The organism is Nostoc sp. (assembly GCF_036917975.1).
In the GTDB taxonomy this organism is placed as follows: Bacteria; Cyanobacteriota; Cyanobacteriia; order Cyanobacteriales; family Nostocaceae; genus Nostoc.
The window spans coordinates 133,185-152,972 of record NZ_JBALEJ010000025.1 but is presented as its reverse complement, the minus strand read 5'-3'; the positions used below and the strand labels follow the sequence as shown (position 1 = coordinate 152,972).

Annotated in this window: 14 protein-coding genes; 9 read left to right on the top strand and 5 right to left on the bottom strand. The window is 43.7% G+C overall.

The window, feature by feature from the left end:
- Positions 1-207 precede the first annotated feature (207 nt).
- Positions 208-666, top strand: a complete 459-nt coding sequence (locus V7K76_RS12295) for a DUF29 domain-containing protein (protein ID WP_334780569.1) — start codon at positions 208-210, stop codon at positions 664-666.
- Between the two features lie 166 nt (positions 667-832).
- On the opposite strand, the gene V7K76_RS12290 is transcribed toward V7K76_RS12295, so the two are convergent.
- From V7K76_RS12290 to metG, 5 genes are all read right to left on the bottom strand, one after another.
- Positions 833-2,512, bottom strand: a complete 1,680-nt coding sequence (locus V7K76_RS12290; protein WP_334953510.1) for a hybrid sensor histidine kinase/response regulator — start codon at positions 2,510-2,512, stop codon at positions 833-835.
- A gap of 548 nt (positions 2,513-3,060) precedes the next feature.
- On the bottom strand, positions 3,061-4,971 hold the full coding sequence (locus tag V7K76_RS12285) for a GTPase family protein (protein WP_334775043.1): 1,911 nt from the start codon (positions 4,969-4,971) through the stop codon (positions 3,061-3,063).
- 384 nt (positions 4,972-5,355) lie between these two features.
- Entirely contained in the window at positions 5,356-6,564 is a 1,209-nt protein-coding gene (gene lptC / locus V7K76_RS12280; RefSeq protein WP_334775042.1) for an LPS export ABC transporter periplasmic protein LptC, read from the bottom strand.
- Positions 6,564-7,193 carry a LabA-like NYN domain-containing protein gene (locus tag V7K76_RS12275; protein WP_334710139.1) on the bottom strand — a complete coding sequence of 210 codons (630 nt, stop codon included), beginning with the start codon at positions 7,191-7,193 and terminating at the stop codon, positions 6,564-6,566. Before V7K76_RS12275 ends, lptC begins: the two co-directional genes overlap by 1 nt.
- 166 nt (positions 7,194-7,359) lie before the next feature.
- Positions 7,360-8,964: a methionine--tRNA ligase gene (gene metG / locus V7K76_RS12270; protein WP_334775041.1), complete on the bottom strand. Its 1,605-nt coding sequence runs from the start codon at positions 8,962-8,964 to the stop codon at positions 7,360-7,362.
- A gap of 382 nt (positions 8,965-9,346) precedes the next feature.
- On the opposite strand from metG, the gene V7K76_RS12265 reads away from it, so the two are divergent.
- From V7K76_RS12265 to V7K76_RS12230, 8 genes are all read left to right on the top strand, one after another.
- Positions 9,347-10,072: a lysophospholipid acyltransferase family protein gene (locus V7K76_RS12265; RefSeq protein WP_334775040.1), complete on the top strand. Its 726-nt coding sequence runs from the start codon at positions 9,347-9,349 to the stop codon at positions 10,070-10,072.
- A gap of 175 nt (positions 10,073-10,247) precedes the next feature.
- The gene (locus V7K76_RS12260; RefSeq protein ID WP_334953507.1) at positions 10,248-11,066 is read left to right on the top strand and encodes an alpha/beta fold hydrolase; all 819 of its coding nucleotides are present in this window, start codon (positions 10,248-10,250) and stop codon (positions 11,064-11,066) included.
- A 142-nt stretch (positions 11,067-11,208) separates the two neighbouring features.
- Entirely contained in the window at positions 11,209-12,375 is a 1,167-nt protein-coding gene (locus V7K76_RS12255) for an EcsC family protein (protein WP_334953505.1), read from the top strand.
- A 160-nt stretch (positions 12,376-12,535) separates the two neighbouring features.
- Complete coding sequence (locus tag V7K76_RS12250) at positions 12,536-14,017, top strand: leucyl aminopeptidase (protein WP_334775037.1); 1,482 nt, start codon at positions 12,536-12,538, stop codon at positions 14,015-14,017.
- Between the two features lie 244 nt (positions 14,018-14,261).
- Positions 14,262-15,284: a phosphate acyltransferase PlsX gene (gene plsX / locus V7K76_RS12245; protein WP_334953502.1), complete on the top strand. Its 1,023-nt coding sequence runs from the start codon at positions 14,262-14,264 to the stop codon at positions 15,282-15,284.
- Positions 15,285-15,412: 128 nt separating this feature from the next.
- On the top strand, positions 15,413-16,405 hold the full coding sequence (locus tag V7K76_RS12240) for a beta-ketoacyl-ACP synthase 3 (protein ID WP_334775035.1): 993 nt from the start codon (positions 15,413-15,415) through the stop codon (positions 16,403-16,405).
- A gap of 170 nt (positions 16,406-16,575) precedes the next feature.
- Positions 16,576-17,475 carry an ACP S-malonyltransferase gene (gene fabD / locus V7K76_RS12235; RefSeq protein ID WP_334775034.1) on the top strand — a complete coding sequence of 300 codons (900 nt, stop codon included), beginning with the start codon at positions 16,576-16,578 and terminating at the stop codon, positions 17,473-17,475.
- A gap of 115 nt (positions 17,476-17,590) precedes the next feature.
- Positions 17,591-19,570, top strand: a complete 1,980-nt coding sequence (locus tag V7K76_RS12230; protein ID WP_334775033.1) for an HET-C-related protein — start codon at positions 17,591-17,593, stop codon at positions 19,568-19,570.
- The last annotated feature ends 218 nt before the right edge of the window (positions 19,571-19,788 follow it).

The following is a 19,788-nucleotide window of genomic DNA, read 5'->3' as shown; positions in this document are numbered from 1 at the left end:
CCTGTTTCAAATAAGGTTTAAATCTCTATCTGAAACATAATTATGAATTATGAGTTTTTAAATTATAGCGGTTCTCATTCACATGAGGTACAACCGTAGGGGCAATTCATGAATTGCCCCTACACCTTGCGATATAATTTTGTACCGCATTTGAGTGGGAACCGCTATATGTAGACATTACAAATCTGAAAAAAGGCAAAAAAACTGATGCCAAATTTCTATGAAACAGACTTCTACATTTGGACTCAAGAACAGGCTAACCTTCTGCGTCATCATCAATGGAACCAGCTTGACCTACCCAATTTAATTGAGGAAATTGAATCTTTGGGAAGAAAGGAACGCCAAGAATTGAGAAATCGTCTTAGTGTGTTAATTGGACATTTGCTCAAATGGGAATATCAACCAAATCAACGCAGTCGTAGTTGGTTAGCAACAATTAGAGTACAACGACGGGAAATTATCAATTTGTTGAGCGAGAATCCTAGCCTGAAGCCTTATCTTGAAGAAGCACTCCAGGAATCTTATGAAAATGGTAGGGATTTAGCATCAGGAGAAACAAATTTGCCACTCTCAACTTTTCCCCTGCAATGTTTATATCTTTTTGAGGAAATTTTGAGCGATCGCTTTTATCCCGGTGAGTCTACCACAGATGATTTAATGAATTGACCGAAAACGACTCATGATACAAGCCCCTAAATTTATTTATGGGGATCATTAATTTTGAATTTTGTTAGCGCAGCGTTAGCGAGTCTGCGAGCGTCATTTTGAATTTTGAATTCGGAGCGAAGCGACGTGACACTCCTCAGTCCAAATTCACAAGTAGCAAAATTTGTCAACTTGATAATACTCCATCAAAGTATCGATCAATTTCTGCTGTAAGTATTTCAAAGTCCACAGGCTTGGTCAAGTGGCATTTGAAACCAGCCTGAAGCGCAAGTTGCCGATCCTCCTGGCCACCGTAGCCGGTGAGTGCAATCAGAATTGAGCGATTAAATTTGGAGTCTTTACTTAGTTCCTGTGCAACGGCGAATCCATCCATTTCAGGAAGTCCGATGTCACAAATAATCACATGAGGCTCAAGCTTCCTGGCAATTTCTACCCCTAAAATTCCATTTTTGGCAATGGAAACTTCATGCCCAAAATACTCAAGTACTGCTTGTAATGATATGGCTGAATCCTCGTTATCTTCGATGACTAAAATCTTCAATGATTTTTTAGCCGCCTCTGTAATCTCCAGGTTGTTGTCCAAGGCTGTAATCTCTTCGCATACAGGGAGAGTAACTTTGAATTCTGCTCCCAGATTAATCCCTCTACTTGAGGCTTGAACATTACCACCATGAAGTTCCACAAGACTTTTTACTACCGAGAGTCCCAAACCTAGCCCGCCTCTTGAACGGTCTAAGCTGCGATCGCTCTGGGTAAATGGCTCGAAAAGTTCTGGTAATATTGTCGGGTCTATCCCTATACCTGTATCTCTTACGGATAAGACCGCCACACTACCTGAGCCATTCTCACTTGAAATAACTGAGAAATCCACCCAGATTGTCCCATCTGGCTGGGAAAACTTTAAGGCGTTATCAATAAGGTTCCCAAAGATTTGGAAGAAGCGAGTGGAGTCAACATAAGCCCACACGGGCGTATTTGGCAAGTCTTGTACTACGTTAAGATTCCATCTCTTGATTGCTTGTGCATGGTCATTGAGACTCTGGCGAACCAATTCCACCAGATTAACTTTCTCTAGGTTTAATGAAATTTTCCCATAAGTGATAGACGAAACGTCAAGTAACTCATCGATCAATTTCGAGAGGTGCTTAATCTGGTGCTGCATCATTAAAACTGTTTCCCCGACTGCACCAGTCTCACCCAGCTTTAACTTAAGTAGCTGAACGCCGTTGGAAATAGGAGCAACAGGATTCCTCAACTCGTGAGCCAGCATCGCAATAAATTTGTCTTTTAGGGCGTTTTGGTTCGTAAGTTTCTGGAAAAGTTGCACGTTGGCGATCGCAACTGCTGTAGTATCTGTCAAAATCTCAAGGAGTCCGATTTCTTCGGGTGTGGCTAGGTGTCGTGTACTCCAGTAGGCTCCAATTGCACCCAATGGTTCAGAAACCCTGATCGGAACCATCACTAAACTCTTGACAAAAGTCACTTTGTACGCATCAAGAGGAATTCGTGTATCTTGGTAAATGTCCTCAATTACGGCTGCTTGTTTATTGAGCATTGCCCAACCGGAGATGCAAGACTTGAGGGGAAAACGCATACCTTTCCAAAGCGGCCCAATGGCGTTTTCATCGACATAGTGGCAACATTCACCATCCCGCAATACAAAAGTGACTCCATCCGCATTTGTGAGATCGCGAGCTGCTAAACGCACAATCTCAATAATTTCTTCTATAGTCCGCACACAAGCCAAATCCTTCACGACCGAAAGTAGCCTGTTGTAAGACGAAATGTTATAGCTTTGAGGTGAATTCTGTTCTTGAGAGATGGAGGTTTGTAATATATTTTTCATAAAAGACTTCAAACAGAAGGGATGTCTGTATAAAAACTCAGGTAAAGCGGGTAGGTTTCAGCAGATACTTACTCTTAATCGTAATTTTAACTTTAGATATTGAGAGTACAATCTTTTAACGCATTTTTCTCCTATTGTAGTATAAATATTTTTAACTGAATCAGTGAATATTCGCGGAAGGGTTGTGCGTTATAATGCAATCTCTGATATTTGATGTACTGCGGTTACGTAGTTAGGAATAAGAATTAAATAAAATACAATTTATGTCCCTGGTTTACCTCACCCTAAATCCCTCTCCTTATAAAGCAATACAGTTCAGTTAAGGCTAAAACTCTTTGCCAAAGTCAATTTTTTTAACGAACCGCAAAGGACGCAAAGAGAAGACAGAAATGCTTAACTGAACCGTATTGCCTTATAAAGGAGAGGGAAGCTAGAGACAGAATGAAATTCAATTAACTCTTGTGGGGTGGGCATCTTGCCCGCCCTATGGACTGGGCGCTCATGTTGCCCACCCCACAATATTGGATAATTTATTTCTTGGAGTTCCCTTATTTAGCGATCGCCAAATAATACTCAAATCGCTCCCGGAGTTGTTCTACCGTTAAATTTTGAGTCCAGTACTCTACTAGGGCGTGACCAAATGCCCAGGCGTTGCGATCGGGTGCAGCGGAGTTTTCTAGCAGTAGCGGCCAAAGGGATAGCAATTCAAAGTTGAGCGAGTTGGAGTTGCCTGTATTCAAGAGCGAGAAAAGGTCATATCCCATTTGAAGTTTGCCAATTACAATCGGCAACTGTTCCACAGGAATTTGCTCTGCCAACATATATGCTAAAGCTGGAGATCCGGTTGAGAGCGTAGAAACAAACTGGAGGACGGGACTTTTGAGCAAAGCCGTTAATCCCTGTGTTGTCGTCATTTGGAAGGTGTAGTGGTCGATGATTTTGGCAGCAGCGACGATACGGGCTTCTAAGTTACGCAAAAAGCGGGCGAGACGGAGTTGCTTGCTTGGCGCGATCGCATCCACTAATCCCAACGATAGCGCCTCTACTCCCCAAGAAACTCGATTCGTTTTGCTGTCACCTGTAACCACGGGTAAAACTAGATTACAGAAGTTTCCCAGCAGTTTGGCACGATACTCAGTGGCTTCGCGAATGGCAATTTCTTTGGCGCGAGCGCCCCATTCCCAATCATAAGGCGGTTGCCATTCGCGGATGGGACGTAGCCGGTCTACCTGAGTGACGATCGCGATCGCAGGTAAATCTGCAACTTCTGCTTTGATGTCTTGCAAAAAGTCCACATCCATTTGCAGGGCAGGATCGAGGGCAGGGGTAGCTAATAGCAGCAAATCTGCGTTGATGGCATAATCAAGCACCAAATTTCTGAGTCTGGCACGGTTGACTTGTTCATAACCAGGTGTATCCAAAAGTGTTAGGGTTTCCCCACCTTGAGCCTGCCATTGATAATTTTGAATGCGATCGGTACTCGGTAAAACATCAACGGCTGCGAGATCCGCCTGAAATAGCGTGTTAATCAGGCTGCTTTTTCCCGATCCTGTGCGCCCTACCAACAGAATATTAACGGGCTTTTGCCCAACTACCTCGGCTGGTTGAGCTTGAGTTAAGATTTCTCGGAGTGTTTGGGTTTTTGCCTGGGGTAAAATTGGTGTGGAAACTACGGTTGCTGAAACTGGGCTGCGTCCGTAAAGTGCGATCGCCTGCCGACATAAGTTTCTCAGGGCAGCTTCCCGGAATAACTGGCTCAAATTTCCCAGCAATTGCTGAGTTGCTTGGTTACTGGAACCCTGGGTAGCTTGTTTTGCCACTGCCGCCACCGGATTTAAAACCCACTGTGCCCAATTCCAAACACGCCAGAATTTCCGAGCCGATGGTTCCAACTTTCGGTAGACTTCGTATCCTTGGTATGCTTGCCCCACCGTTACCTGATTGAGGATAGGGGATAACTTTTGCATCCACTGATCCATATCATCTACCGTTCCGCGAATCAGCCCGTAAGCTTGGGGGACGTAAATATTCAGTAGAGGGTATTGAATTTGAGGATTGTAAATATGAGCGATCGCCACGACTAAATCTTGGCAGCGCGTCCAAAAAGTTTGCCAGTCTTCCCAAATGGGGCGATCGCTTTGTGCTGCTTGGAGAATTTCTTGGAGTGCGGTTTCTGCAAGCTTTGTAGTATCACTTCCCACTGGCTGTACTGTATCTTCTGCCGTCGATTCCAGTTCTTCACGGACTTGAGTTAATACAGCTTCTATTTGGTTAACAGCTGGTTGAGTCCATTTGACTAGCAGCCAACGCCAACCCACGAATAAAAGGGTAAACACACCCCAAATCCAATTAATGCCCCACGCATGAATTTGCGAACCGGCGGATACCAGTAAAAAAATGATGATAAACGCGATCGGGATTGCTAATACAACCCACTGCCACGGTTTTAATCGCACCATTGCCCCATACCTGCTTTGGTTAGACTGCTTATATTGCTATTGTCGATCTAAATCTGTTCATTAGTGGCTTGAAAGTGCTGAGTGCTGAGTGCTGAGTACTGAGTTAGGAGTTAGGAGTTAGGAGTTGGGAGTTGGGAGTTAGGGGTTAGGGGTTAGGAGTTATACTAAAGACGGGTTGCAGCTTTAGTTTTAAAATCGCCAAGAGTATTGATATACAAAGATTTTTGCCTGGGCAAAAGTCTAGCAATCATCCGTTTTTAGTATAGGAGTTAGGAGTCAATACTGCGTAGGTTTTGGAATTTATTGGTTGAGACAAGCTTTCTTGAGCAGGGAGCGAAATGGAGGCTGGCGTTGAGTTTTGCTTCCCCTGCTTCCCCTGCCTCCTCAACGACGATTGGCTCTTTCTTGGGGAATAATCTCCGTGACTACCCTATCGCCAGAACTGCCGCCTTTGACAACAATATTTTCTGTTTGCAGATTACCAAGGGCTGTTTCACCGACAAAATTTAACGGTGGGTCAACTTGTCGATAAGTCACATTTCCTTGAGCTTCAACTAACTTATTGTCTAAATACCAAGTTAATGTATTGGATTTCAAAGACTGGCGACGTTGACCAACGGCGTTGACGTTTCCTGTTAAATAAACGGTTTTTTGCGGTATTTTCATTTCACCTTGATTAGCTGTCACTGTGACATTTTCGGCACGCTGGAACATTCGCGTGGGCGAGTTTGTGGTGACAGTTTCGGCATTCATATTCCAGATCATAGAGTTACTAGCTATTTGCAGTGGTGGGTCTAGTAAATCTAGTTGAGCATTTTGTTTGATAGTGGCAATTTTGGTTTTTAAGTTGACTTCGGCAGAATTTCCCTTGCCACGATCGCTAATTTTATTATCTTTGTAGCGGTCAATTTGGACGGGGCGATCGCTAATCAGTTTTTCTTCTTTAATATTCCAAATTAAATGTTCGGTTCTAACCTGCATTTGGGGATCGGTGGAATTGGCTATTACCCCTCCAGAAAATTCCATGCGCTGTTCGCGGGTTTTAACTCGCGCTTCCTGTGCTACTGCTTGTAGTTGTTTATGAGTACCATTAATCTGGTTACGCACAATCAACAAATCTTCTTGAGGACGCCATTCTAATTCATTGCCTTGCAACACAATCCCATTATTAGGATCTGTGGCAAATATCTTACCCTTAAGAAACAACTGCTTCCCATCTTGTACAATATCTGCTACATCTGCCTTGATTTTGTAAACTACTTTGCCATCTTGGTATAGTTCACCATAAGGACTTTCCGCCTGACCAATTTCTTTTTCTTTGGTATATTTTGCCCGTGTAGCCCTGACTTTCCAAATCGGTCGTCCGACTTCATCTGCTTGTTCTAGGGTGACACCAAAGAAAGTTAAATCGCTATCTGAATTAGATGATCCCCCGGTATTTTGTTGAGAAGCTGGGGGAGATTTGCTCCCACAAGCAACTAAACCAAATACCAAGAAAAAAGTCAAAGGTAAAACAAGAAACGAGGGAGCGGAGGAGAAATTTTGATTTTTTCTCTCTTCCTTTCTCCCCCTTTTATGAAACTTATACGCCATTATTCTTGGATTTCTAAATGTCCATCACTAGTTCTAGTGTCTTCCAAAAAACCGATCCCCGATAAGGGTCGGTATGGATAGCTTTGGCGAGGGGTTTTTTGAATATCCTCTTTGATGGCTTCCAAATCAATGTAGCGATCGCTAACATTAATTAAGCTGTCGCTGGTCATGGAACGCAAGCTCACGACTTCTACCCGCACGCCACGATAGCTGACTGAATTAACCGCATAAGCTAAATCCCCATCACCGCTAACTAAAACTGCGGTATCATAAGAATCTACTAGTGCCATCATATCTACCGCTATTTCTACATCCAGGTTAGCTTTTTTAGAGCCATCTGGTAGCTGGACTAAATCTTTAGCAATGACTCGATAGCCATTGCGACGCATCCACAGCAGAAACCCCTGTTGCTTCTCGTTTGTCCGGTCTACGCCTGTGTAGAAAAAAGAACGCAGTAGTCTAGAACCTCCCGTTAATCGACATAATAGCTTGGTGTAGTCGATTTCAATCCCTAGTTGCAGTGCAGCGTAAAATAAATTTGAGCCATCAATAAATATGGCAACTCTACCCCGATTCTCTAAAACCTGTTCTGGCGTAAAGATTGAATCGTTTTCTAAATTATTCAACATCGTTGTGATACCTCAATTTTTATCCCTGTTATTTTTGATACAAATTACCAACTTTTAGATGCTAGTCACAGAGGCTTATGATAATGTTCCGCAGCTGATTTAAATTCAGCCACGATAAATTTTGTGAGAAAATAAGAAATTGAACAAAATCAGAGTTTGATAAGGACTAATCGTTTTTCGGGGTTTCTATTCGCTGAAAAACCGGTTGGTGTCTACCCAAAGGTTGTTTGCTAGATAGTATTCCCCATCTCGCATGAATGGTAAAAGGAGCGGTAACTGAACTTTGTTTTTGATCGTTAAAATTTATTCCAAAACCTAGCTGCTGATAAATATCGCTACTAATGTTAGGAATAATTGGGGATAGCAGATAAGCTGCTAGTCTAACTGATTCTAGAACTGCGTAGAGAACCTTTTCCACCGATTCCTGCTGTCCCTGTTTATATAATGACCAAGGAGCTTGTTCATCAATAAACTTATTACTGGCTTGCGCCAGGGAAAGGATAGCCTCACAAGCTTGACTGAAAGCTAGCTCCTGGTATGCTTGTTTCACCTGTTCCCCTAGACGTAAACCAATTGCTTTCAAAGGATTTTCGTCAGGAATCGCTTCATTACCAATTGATGGGACATTATTCTCAGCACAGTATTTCTTCACCATGCTCAAGGTGCGATTGAGCAAATTACCTAAATCATTTGCCAAATCTGCATTCAGAACATTAATGAACCTAACTTCATTAAAATCTCCATCCTTGCCAAATTCGATTTCCTTAAGGAAGTAATAACGAACGGCATCACTACCATAGCGTTTAACTAACGCAACAGGATCAAGGGTGTTACCCAGACTTTTGCCCATCTTTAGACCATCTTTGGTCAAAAAGCCATGTCCAAATACTCGCCCTGGTAAGGGTAAGCCAGCCGACAACAGCATTGCTGGCCAGTAAACTGCATGGAAGCGGAGAATATCTTTACCAATTAGGTGCAAATTAATCGGCCACCATGTTTTTAAAGCATTTTCTAAAGTCGGTTCTGCGTCTGGTTCTAGTAATGCTGTGACATAACCTAGCAGCGCGTCAAACCAGACATAAAGGGTGTGCTTGGGATCAACTGGTACGGGAAAACCCCAATCTAGATTTACCCGCGAAATTGAAAAGTCTTGTAGCCCTTGATTTACAAAGCTGAGGACTTCGTTACGCCGACTTTCTGGTTGAATAAAATCCGGTGTAGATTGATAAAATTCTGTCAGCTTATTTTGATATTTGGATAAGCGGAAAAAATAGTTTTGCTCGTCTCGCCACTCCACTTCTTTGTTAGTATGAATTGGGCAACGGTGTCCTTCTAACAGATCCCGTTCTTCTTTGAATTCTTCGCAGGATACGCAGTACCAGCCTTGTTGTTGTCCCTGGTAAATATCACCAGATTCCCAGACTCGCTCAAAGAATTCTTTCACGATCGCTTCATGACGAGGTGCAGTAGTCCGACTAAAGCGATCGTATTGAATGTCTAGTAACTGCCATAAACTCACGAAGCTAGGAACAATTTCATCACAAAACTCTTGTGGTGCTTTGCCTAAACTTTCTGCCGATCGCTGAATTTTTTGCCCATGCTCATCTGTACCTGTAATTAGTAATACCTGATTTCCCAGTAGTCTCTGAAATCGCGCCACTACATCGGCTGCGATCGTAGTGTAAGCACTACCTATATGGGGTACATCATTTACATAATATAGAGGTGTGGTCAGCGCAAATGTGTTTGTTGTTTTATTCACTAGATTCATACAAAATAAAAATTACTTATTAAAAGGTTTTACATTTTAGCTTTTGGTGGCAAAACCACGCAATTATACAATATTATTCCTACTTTTTCCAATAACATCTTTATAGTAGCAAATTTATCAGGTCAAGAATTGTTTTGTAATCGCCATCAATTAAATTCATTTTTACCTAAAAAATGGAGATTAACTAATCATAAATTTTATGAATAGTTCATATTAGATATTCTTGTGATCAAGAATACAAAATTGAGAACGCAGAAAATCTCATTGCTTTTGTCGATTAGATATTTCTATCTTAAGACGGTCATGGCAATAGTAAAGAAATGTAAAAATTAAATTCAGATAAATCGCCATCCATATTTACGGGAAAATATATTGATTAGATATGAATCGAAATAGCCCCCTAGAGATTTCTCGCGCTTTGGTGGCGGCACTTTCAACGCAAATGTTTCGCTATTATGAGGATCGCATTCCCCAGGATGCTAGCGTGTTGGTAGTCAGCAATCACCGCAGCTTTATGGATGCACTGATTTTAATGGCAGCGTTATCGAGTCCGATTCGCTTTGCTTGCCATCACTATATGGGACAAGTGCCAATCATGCGGGAGATTGTCACCGGTCAATTGGGGTGTTTTCCCTTGGAGGAGACTCAAAACCGCCAGCAAAGCTTTTTTTCACAGTCACAGGTGCTATTGCAGTCCAAGCAGATGGTGGGAGTATTCCCAGAAGGGACAGAACCAATGGTGAAATTTACTCAACCAAATCATCTGGGTGAGTTTCAACGGGGATTTGCTCATTTGGCATTACGAGCTGATGTACAGGATTTAGCTATTTTACCGATCGCGATCGCCTCTTTAGAAGAAGTCAACACTTCCGGCTTCCCCTTAAAGCTTTTGAGTGTATTTGACCCTTCCGAACCCTTATTTAAGCAAGGTGGTTGGCATCCTTTGGTAATTTATCGTCGGGTTGCGGTGTTAATCGGTCGTCCTTATTGGATTACGCCCCAATATCATCAAAAATATCATGGTAAACAAGCTAGAACTGTTGTGGCTGAACTGACAGAACACTGTCATGGTGAAATTAGCAATTTACTGCGTCAAGGTTGCTATTAGAGCCATTCGATTTTGGATTTTGGATTTTGGATTTTGGATTGTGCCCATGACTTTCAGTCTCTTGCTCTCAACAGATTATCTACTTTTGGTCAAAAACACCGAACTTCACTCAAAAGCAACAATCAACAGTCCAAAAGTTTTATACCATTGACCAATGACTAATGACTAATGACCAATGACTATTTCTGAAGTTGAGCTAAAGCCTTGTTTTCTGACTCCTGAACGAGTACAGCCAGAGTATCCGTTATTGGTATATTTACCAGGAATGGATGGAACTGGTCAACTATTGCGATCGCAAACAGCTGGATTAGAAACTGGCTTTGATGTGCGCTCTTTGGCGCTACCCCGGAAAGACCTTAACACTTGGGATATGCTAACGAAGAGTGTATTGGACTTGATCGACGCCGAATTAGAAAAAAGCTCTCAGAGGCCAGTTTACCTGTGTGGTGAGTCCTTTGGTGGTTGCTTGGCAATGAAAGTAGCAATCCAAGCACCCCATTTATTTAAGCGAATCATTTTAATCAACCCAGCTTCATCCTTTCATCTCCGCCCTTGGTTAAGTTGGGCATCCCAGCTAACTTACTTAGTGCCATCAGGATTGTATGATGTTGGCGCACTGGGATTATTACCATTTTTAGCATCTTTGTCACGCATTTCTCGCAGCGATCGCCACGATTTGCTGAAAACTATGCGTTCTGTCCCAGCTGAAACGGTTCTTTGGCGGTTGTCTTTGCTACGAGAGTTTCGTATTGATGAGGAACACTTAAGTAATTTAACTCAACCAGTTTTGTTAATTGCCGGTGGTAGCGATCGCCTTTTGCCTTCTGTAACTGAAGTGAAGCGGATAGCAAATATTTTACCAAATAACAAGGTTGTAATATTGCCAAATTGTGGACACGCCTGCTTGCTAGAAAAAGATACTAATCTCTACGAAATTCTTAATAATAACGAATTTTTAGAAAGGAAAGCTGATATAGGTAGAGTTAAAAAGTAAAGGAAGGTGCAGCATTTTAAAATCAAAGCAAACTCATAGTAATCAATTATTATGACGAATTGTACTTTTTGGGAGATGTCAAGCCACTCATACTTTCGCTACAAGTTTAAAGAGAGAGGCTTTATGAAGATGGTGTCAAGCAATGGCAGACAAACCCCAAGAAGTAGAAGTGAATAAATTAGTTAATTTACCCAGAGAAACTTTAGAAGTAGGAACCCAGGCTCAATCATCAGTAGAAAATGAACCATCTGGATTAGAGTATTTAATTAAAACTATTGCTCACACTGGCCAAGCAATTTTAGACACAGCAGTAGGAGTGGGAGAAGCAACGGCAAAAGAAACACACAAGTTTATTGAGCAAACAACTCAAACCAGTGGTCAGTTTTTGAATCGCCTCAGCGAAAATTGGCTAATTAGAAAACTATCTGGAGTATTAAATCTCAATTGGCTAATTAGTGATACTAACCTAGTTGATTTAGAACAAGTAGAAGCGGCGGTAAACAAGCTGAAGAAACAGTATCCAAATGAATCACCCAGCCAGCTTGCTCACCGAATCATGGTGGAAAAAGCAACCAAAGCAGCCACGGTTGGACTAGCTACTAGTTTTTTGCCAGGTATAGCAGTGGCATTGTTAGCAATTGATTTAACAGCCACAACAAAATTGCAGTCAGAAATGCTTTATCAAATTGCATCTGTCTACGGGCTAGATTTAAAAGATCCTGCTCGTAAAGGTGAGATTTTGGCAATTTTTGGATTGGCCTTGGGTGGAGAGCGTCTGTTGAAAGCTGCGGGGTTAGGCTTGCTGCGAAATGTGCCCTTAGCGGGTGCGGTAATTGGAGCTAGTTCAAATGCAACGATGATCTATTCATTGGGTTATGCTGCTTGTCGATTTTACGAAACCAAGCTGGATGAATCAACATCTCTGGCATCGCCTCAGACATTGGCAACATTAAAAGCTGAGAGTGAAAAATATCTAGAAAGTGCGATCTCTCAACAAGCCATCACGGATCAAATCTTAGTTCATATGATCCTAGCTAGTCATCCAGAAAAGACTTGGAAAGAAATTTTACCAGAATTAAAAGCTCTAAACCTAACTCCTACCTCGTTGGATACCATTGCCCAAAATATCAAATCACCTCAGCCTTTAGATATATTGCTCAATCAACTGAATCGTGATTTTGCCATACCCTTATTGGCTCAGTGTTACAAAATTGCCCAGCTTCACAATCAGATTACACCAGTTGAGCAAAAAATAATCGAAGCGATCGCCAACAAATTTGACATTGACACAAATTCAATTGGGGCATAGGGCATTGGGGATTGGGAGGTGTGGGGGGTGTGGGAGGAGAGGGAAGCAAAATTCTCATCTCCCTCATCTCCCCACACTCCCTCATCTCCCCACACTCCCCATGAAACCAGAATTTTGAGCAATACTGGTACAGGAAGGAATATTTACACAAAATCCCAAAATGACAATTCAACCTAGTGATAAGCCTTTGCTAGAGTGGGCAGGCGATAGTTTGGCAATTGGATTATTTGAAGATGCAGTAGAGTTAACCGGAGAACTAGCTACTTTAGATCAAAAGTTTTCTGGGGTTTTAAAAGAACTAATTGCTGAAGAAGAATTTAAAGGTAAAGCCAACAGTACTATTTTCACCCGTGTGAATGCTGGTAGCCCAGTGCGGAAATTGATTTTGGTCGGTTTAGGCAAACCAGATGTACTAAAACTAGATACTCTGCGCCGCGCTGCTGCTGCTGTAGCCAGAGTAGGAAAAAAGCAAAAAAGCAAAATTTTGGGATTTAGTTTTCCATTATGGAACAACGATCCAGCAGCCAGTGCCCAAGCGATCGCCGAAGGTGTAGAATTGGCACTTTACCAAGATATTCGCTTTAAATCCGAACCAGAAGATAAAGGTTCACAAATAGAAACCGTAGATTTACTAGGTTTTGGTGGACAAGAAGCAGCCATCACTCGCGCTAATCAAATCGTTTCTGGGGTAAATTTGGCACGGCAGTTAGTAGCAGCGCCAGCCAACGCGGTAACACCAATTACTTTAGCGGAAACTGCTCAAGCGATCGCCAGCGAGTACGGTTTACAACTGCAAATTCTAGAACGGGAAGACTGCGAAAAGTTGGGTATGGGTGCTTTTTTAGGAGTCGCCCAAGCTTCCGATTTGCCACCGAAATTCATTCACCTAACTTACAAGCCAGAGGGTACACCTAAAAAGAAATTAGCAATTATTGGCAAAGGTTTAACCTTCGACTCCGGTGGACTCAACATTAAAGGTGCTGGTAGCGGCATCGAAACCATGAAAATTGATATGGGCGGTGCAGCTGCAACCTTGGGCGCAGCAAAAGCAATTGCTCAAATTAAGCCAGACTCAGAAGTTCACTTTATCTCGGCGGCGACCGAAAACATGATTAGCGGTCACGCCATGCACCCTGGAGACGTTCTTACAGCATCAAACGGCAAAACCATCGAAGTGAACAACACGGACGCTGAAGGACGTTTGACCTTAGCAGATGCCTTGGTGTATGCCGACAAATTGGGCTTAGATGCGATCGTTGATTTAGCAACCCTAACTGGTGCCAACGTCGTTGCCTTGGGTGAGGATATTGCTGGTTTGTACACTCCCGATGAAGGTGTCGCTTCCCAAATCGAAAAAGCTGCGGAAACTTCAGGAGAAAAGATTTGGCGGATGCCAATGGAAGAAAAATACTTTGAAGGACTAAAGTCTGGTATAGCGGACATGAAAAATACAGGGCCACGTCCAGGTGGTGCAATTACCGCTGCCCTTTTCCTCAAACAATTCGTCAAACAAACCCCTTGGGCACACATAGATATTGCTGGCCCAGTGTGGACAGATAAAGAAAATGGCTACAACAGCGCCGGGGCAACTGGCTACGGCGTTCGGACGCTAGTTGATTGGGTGCTGGGTAGTGGGGAGTAAGAATTTTAGATTTTAGATTTTGGATTTTAGATTGAAATTTAATCCAAAATCTAAAATCCAAAATCCAAAATTGAATTGCCCCATGCCCCATGCCCAATGCCCAATACCAAACAATTCGTGCTATCTTGAGCTAGCCAGCAAAAATTGTTGCAATCGTAACAGAAGTAATTTGGCGGTCAGAAAGTTAAGCTTTTTCGGCAAAGCCATCTGGTAAAATTTGTAAGGTTTCTAGAAGCTGTGAGCAATGGGATCGACTCGCATACGGATCGCAATTGACGCAATGGGAGGGGATCACGCACCTGGTGAAATCGTTGCTGGCGCATTGCGAGCAAGGGAAGAATTGGGTGTAGATATATTGTTGGTTGGTGATCCCCAACAAATAGAAGCTGCCTTGCCATCAAAAACAAGTTTAGGGCAGGTGGAGATCGTGACTGCTGAAGAAGCGATCGCTATGGATGAGGAGCCAATAAACGCAGTTAGACGCAAACGCAAGGCTTCGATCAATGTGGCGATGGATTTAGTTAAGCAGCAAAAGGCAGATGCCGTATTTTCTGCGGGTCACTCTGGGGCAGCGATGGCATCAGCTTTGCTCCGCTTAGGACGATTGCCGGGAATTGAGCGCCCAGCCATCGGGACTGTTTTTCCCACGATTATTGCTGGTAAGCCAGTGCTAGTACTTGATGTCGGCGCAAATGTAGATTGCCGTCCCAAGTTTTTAGAGCAGTTTGGCGTTATGGGATCGGCTTACAGTCAGTATGTCTTGGGTACAACTGAACCGAAGGTGGGTTTGCTAAATATCGGTGAAGAAGACTCTAAAGGCAATGATGCAGCCGTCCGCGCCCACCAACTGCTACGCGAAAATTCTCAAATTAATTTTATTGGCAATGCCGAAGGGCGTGATGTGCTTTCCGGTCGCTTTGATGTCATTGTCTGCGATGGCTTTGTCGGCAATGTATTATTAAAATTTGCCGAAGCCGTCGGAGAAGTGATTCTGCAAATTCTGCGGGAAGAATTACCCCAAGGATTGCACGGTCAAATCGGTTCAGCACTCTTAAAACCAAACCTGAAGCGAATTAAGCAGCGAATGGATCACGCAGAACATGGTGGTGCATTGCTGTTAGGCGTGGCAGGAGTCTGTTTTATCGGTCACGGTAGCTCACAAGCTCCTTCAATTTTTAATGCAATTCGCATGGCTAAAGAAGCTGTTGATAACCAGGTGATACAACGAATTCAGTCCCAATATATCCTAGAGCGCGAGAGCGGTTAGTCATTGGTCATTAGTCATTAGTCATTAGTCATTGGTCATTTGTAAAGGACAAATGACTAATGACAAAGGATAAAGGACAAAGGACAAAAGACAAAGGACAAAAAGGCTGATAGTTTGGGGGATTAGGAGTGCAAAACTTAGGCGTAGCAATTACCGGAAGCGGCTCGGCAGTACCAGCAACTTCCTTACACAACCAGACATTGAGTGAAGTAGTTGAAACATCAGACGAGTGGATTACCACAAGAACGGGAATTCGTCAACGGCGATTAGCATTGCCATCTGAGTCCTTGAGTGTACTCGCTACTGCCGCAAGCAGTCAGGCGATCGCATCTGCGGGCATTAAACCAGAAGACATAGACCTGATTCTACTGGCAACTTCCACCCCTGATGATTTGTTTGGTAGTGCTTGTCAAGTCCAGGCTCTATTAGGAGCCACCAACGCAGTAGCCTTTGACTTGACAGCTGCCTGCTCCGGCTTTGTATTTGGGCTGGTGACAGCAGCCCAATACATTAGAACTGGTACGTACAAAAATGTACTTTTGATCGGGGCAGATATCCTCTCTCGCTGGGTAGATTGGCAAGACCGGCGCACTTGTGTATTGTTTGGTGATGGTGCAGGGGCAGTGGTGTTACAGGCTGCCAAAAGCGATCGCTTATTAGGATTTGCACTTAAAAGTGATGGTACTCAAAACCATCACCTCAATCTTGCTTATGCAGGCGGTTCCCAAGAACTGCTCCCTAATGTAAATATCACCAAAGGCACTTACCAACCGATTACGATGAACGGCAAAGAAGTTTACCGCTTTGCTGTCCAAAAAGTGCCAGAAATCATAGATAAAGCCTTATTTCAAGCCAACCTTAGCATTGATCAAATAGATTGGCTGCTGTTGCATCAAGCCAATCAGCGGATTATCGATGCCGTTGCCCAACGCCTGAATGTCCCAGAACATAAGGTTATCAGTAATCTCGCCCAGTACGGCAACACCTCAGCAGCTTCCATCCCCTTAGCTTTAGATGAAGCGGTACGCCAAGGTAAAATTAAACCCAATGACATCGTTGCTGCATCAGGCTTTGGCGCTGGTCTTACCTGGGGTGCAGCAATTTTTCAATGGGGAAGATAGGGATTGGGGACTGGGTATTGGGTATTGGGGATTGGGAGGTGTGGGGGGTGTGGGAGGAGAGGGAAGCAAAATTCTCATCTCCCTCATCTCCCCACACTCCCCACACTCCCTCATCTCCCCAGTCCCCAGTCCCCAGTCTCCAATGACCAATGACTAATGACTAATGACCAATGACTAAAACTGCATGGGTGTTTCCCGGACAAGGTTCTCAAACCCTGGGAATGGGAATGGACTTATTAGATATACCTGCCGCTAAAGACAAATTTGCCCAAGCCGAAGAGATTTTGGGCTGGTCTGTAATCGAAATTTGTCAAAACGAAGAAGAAAAGTTATCACAGACACTATACACCCAGCCAATTCTTTATGTGGTAGAAAGCATTCTTGCCGATCTTCTCCGCAAACAAGGACACCAGCCAGATTTAGTTGCTGGTCATAGTTTGGGAGAATATACTGCCCTTTACATTGCGGGTGTCTTTGAGTGGTCAGCTGGTTTATATCTAGTAAAGCGTCGTGCAGAACTCATGGATAGCGCCTCTGGTGGGATGATGGCAGCTTTGATCAACTTTGACCCCGAACAGTTAGAAAAAGTAATTTCCCAAACACCTGATGTAGTGCTGGCAAATGATAATAGTTCAGGTCAGGTAGTAATTTCAGGCACGACTGAGGCTGTACAAGCAGTGATGACTCAAGTTAAAGCAAAGCGTGCGATTCCGCTAAAAGTTTCTGGAGCATTTCATTCACATTTAATCGCACCAGCAGCAGCAGAATTCCAAGATATTCTAGGATCTGTGGAATTTCAGCCAGCGATTGTGCCAGTGTTGTCTAATGTAGAACCAATTCCGTCTATTGATGCCGAGATTTTAAAGGAACGCCTCAACCAACAAATGACTGGTTCTGTAAGATGGCGAGAAATTTCTCTACAACTCCCAGCTAACGGCATCCAGCGAGTAGTGGAAATTGGCCCTGGTAAAGTCTTAACTGGCTTGATTAAACGTAATAGCCCTGATTTAATATTAGAAAATATCCAAAGTGCTGCTCATTTACCAGACTCAGTTCTGAATGCTGAGTAATGAGTATGGGTAAGATAATTTACACTTAAGTCGATAGCGATGCCTGCGGCGGTAAACTACGCCACTCAACAAACTGTATAATTAGTCTCAAGAATCTGCCTGAGGTGAAGGTGAGATGAGCCAGCGAATTGGACGCAACAAATCAGCTGCATCAAGTTTTACAAATCCATCCCTTGCCTCGCTAAGTATTGCAAAACTAGCGAACCCAATCCGCGGCTTTGGTTCAGAAGTCAATACTGCCCCGTCCCAAATAGCAACTAAGCTAACTTCAGACCTTCAAGAGGCTCAGTCTGCTGATGAGCAACTATCGCAACCAGAAGCGCTCAAAGAAAAGCCCCTTAGTCACGACATTAGCCGCATATCCTTGCGTCGTCCACAAGCACAACTAGACCAGTACGAACCTGCAAAAGATGCATTGACTCCTTTGGTACAGCAAATGGGAGATGCTCTAGCAAACCCCAAGGTCATTCAGCGTTATCAGGCCGGTGAATCAGGACATGGCTCGATTGAGAAAAAAGGCTTGATATTAGCTGGTTTCACCGCCGATGAAGCCGCAGACGCTTATTTGGGGAACTGGATGCGCGATTTATCACAACTCGGCCCAGATATGTTTCCCCTGGTCGAACTGCTGGGAATGGGTGAATTTGGCAAGCCAATCGACCAGAGTAAATTGGGGACTTATGTTCCTTCAGAACACATGGATAATCCCGACGGAGGTAATACCGTCGAAGACCCGACTACAGCAACCAGCACAAAGGATGTTGATGCTCGTAATGAAAATAAAAAGCAGTTGTCCGACTCCCAAAAGAAAGACCAAGAAGCAGCTGATGCAGCCTATGCCGACATCAAAGCAGCTGCTGCCAAGAATCATCTGCCAGCTTATATCGAGCGCGGCAAGTTTCTGGCTAAGAAAAAGTTGGTAGAAGCAATCAAAAAAGGTGAGACTCCAGAAGGGCGCGAGGAAATGAGCAGCGCTTTACACGCCATCGAAGATTATTTTTCCCACACCAACTTTACTGAGGCAGCCATCTGGGTACTGGCAAAGGAAAACCCAGCTAAATATAAGCCCCTGATGGCTAAAATGTCCGAAACAACCTTAGGTATAGGTACAGCAACGGTAGGTGGATTAGACAAAAAAGGACTACCCCAAATTGTTAGCGGCACTTATGCCCCAGGTGCTAATAATATGGTCAGCCAAATTGAATTACTCAAAACGGAACTAGAGAGTGGGGCTTTGACTGTAGCCTTGGTAAAAGGCTTGATGATGAAGGCAGGAATTACAGCCGATGTTCTTGCCAACAAGCTCGGTGAGAAGATGGGAATCAAACCGATTCTCCGTACTGTCGAAGGTGGAATTGGTGCAGTAGTGGGTGGTGTCGAAGGAACGGTTAAGGGTGCAGCTAGCGGCGCGAGGACTGGCGGGGCAGCAGGTCGTAGACTAGGCGGGTTTTTAGGTAGCCTTGGCGAAGCTGTGGGTGAAGAAATTGGCGAAGCTGTGGGTGGCGTAGTTGGCGGTGTATCCGGTGGTGTATCCGGTGCGAGAACAGGCGAAGCGGCGGGTGAAGAAATGGGTGAACAGGATGCCGAAGCCATTATTAAGGCAGCTGGCTTTACGATTAAAGGCGGTATGGTCGTAATTACAGCCGCGACTGTGGATGCATTGCTTGCAGCCTTCCCAAAAATTGCACTTGCTCTGACCACAATTGTCGCTATAGCGAAGAGTAAATTAGGACAAAAACTATTAGATGCAGCTGCCGAGAAGAAAGTGGCAGACTCTGCCAAGGAGGCGAAAGCCAAAGGGTTGACTGGCCCCACTCACTCAGAGCTTGCCAAAGATGCTCCCGACCATCCGCTCTTTGATGCTTCTGCCTCGCTGGCTGTAGAGGCAGTGAAAGGAATTGGTATTGCCATGAAGGCGGTATGGGAACAGAATAAAACTAATCCTCCATCAGCGGAACCTGTTGGCACGGAGGCGGTTACAAACCAGGTTGATAAATATGTCTGTGCTTTAGATGGCGATGGGTGGTGGCGACCCATTATCGAGAAACAAGCAGTGGCGGCTGGTATTACTACTGCTGATGGTGCCCAGAAGTAATAATTTCTACTTAAGTCGCCCCACAAGAAGTAGTTGAGTATTTTTTTATTGGGAAGTCCCTAACTCGATCATAATTTACGTGAATTTACCCATTGTTTTTTTGCGGTCTTTGTGAGACTCTCCTTTACATAACAATTAAATGCGATAAGCCGATAGATTTACCGTATTTTATCAAAGCCAGAAATATGAAAATCTTGATGAGACTGAGATTCAACCAG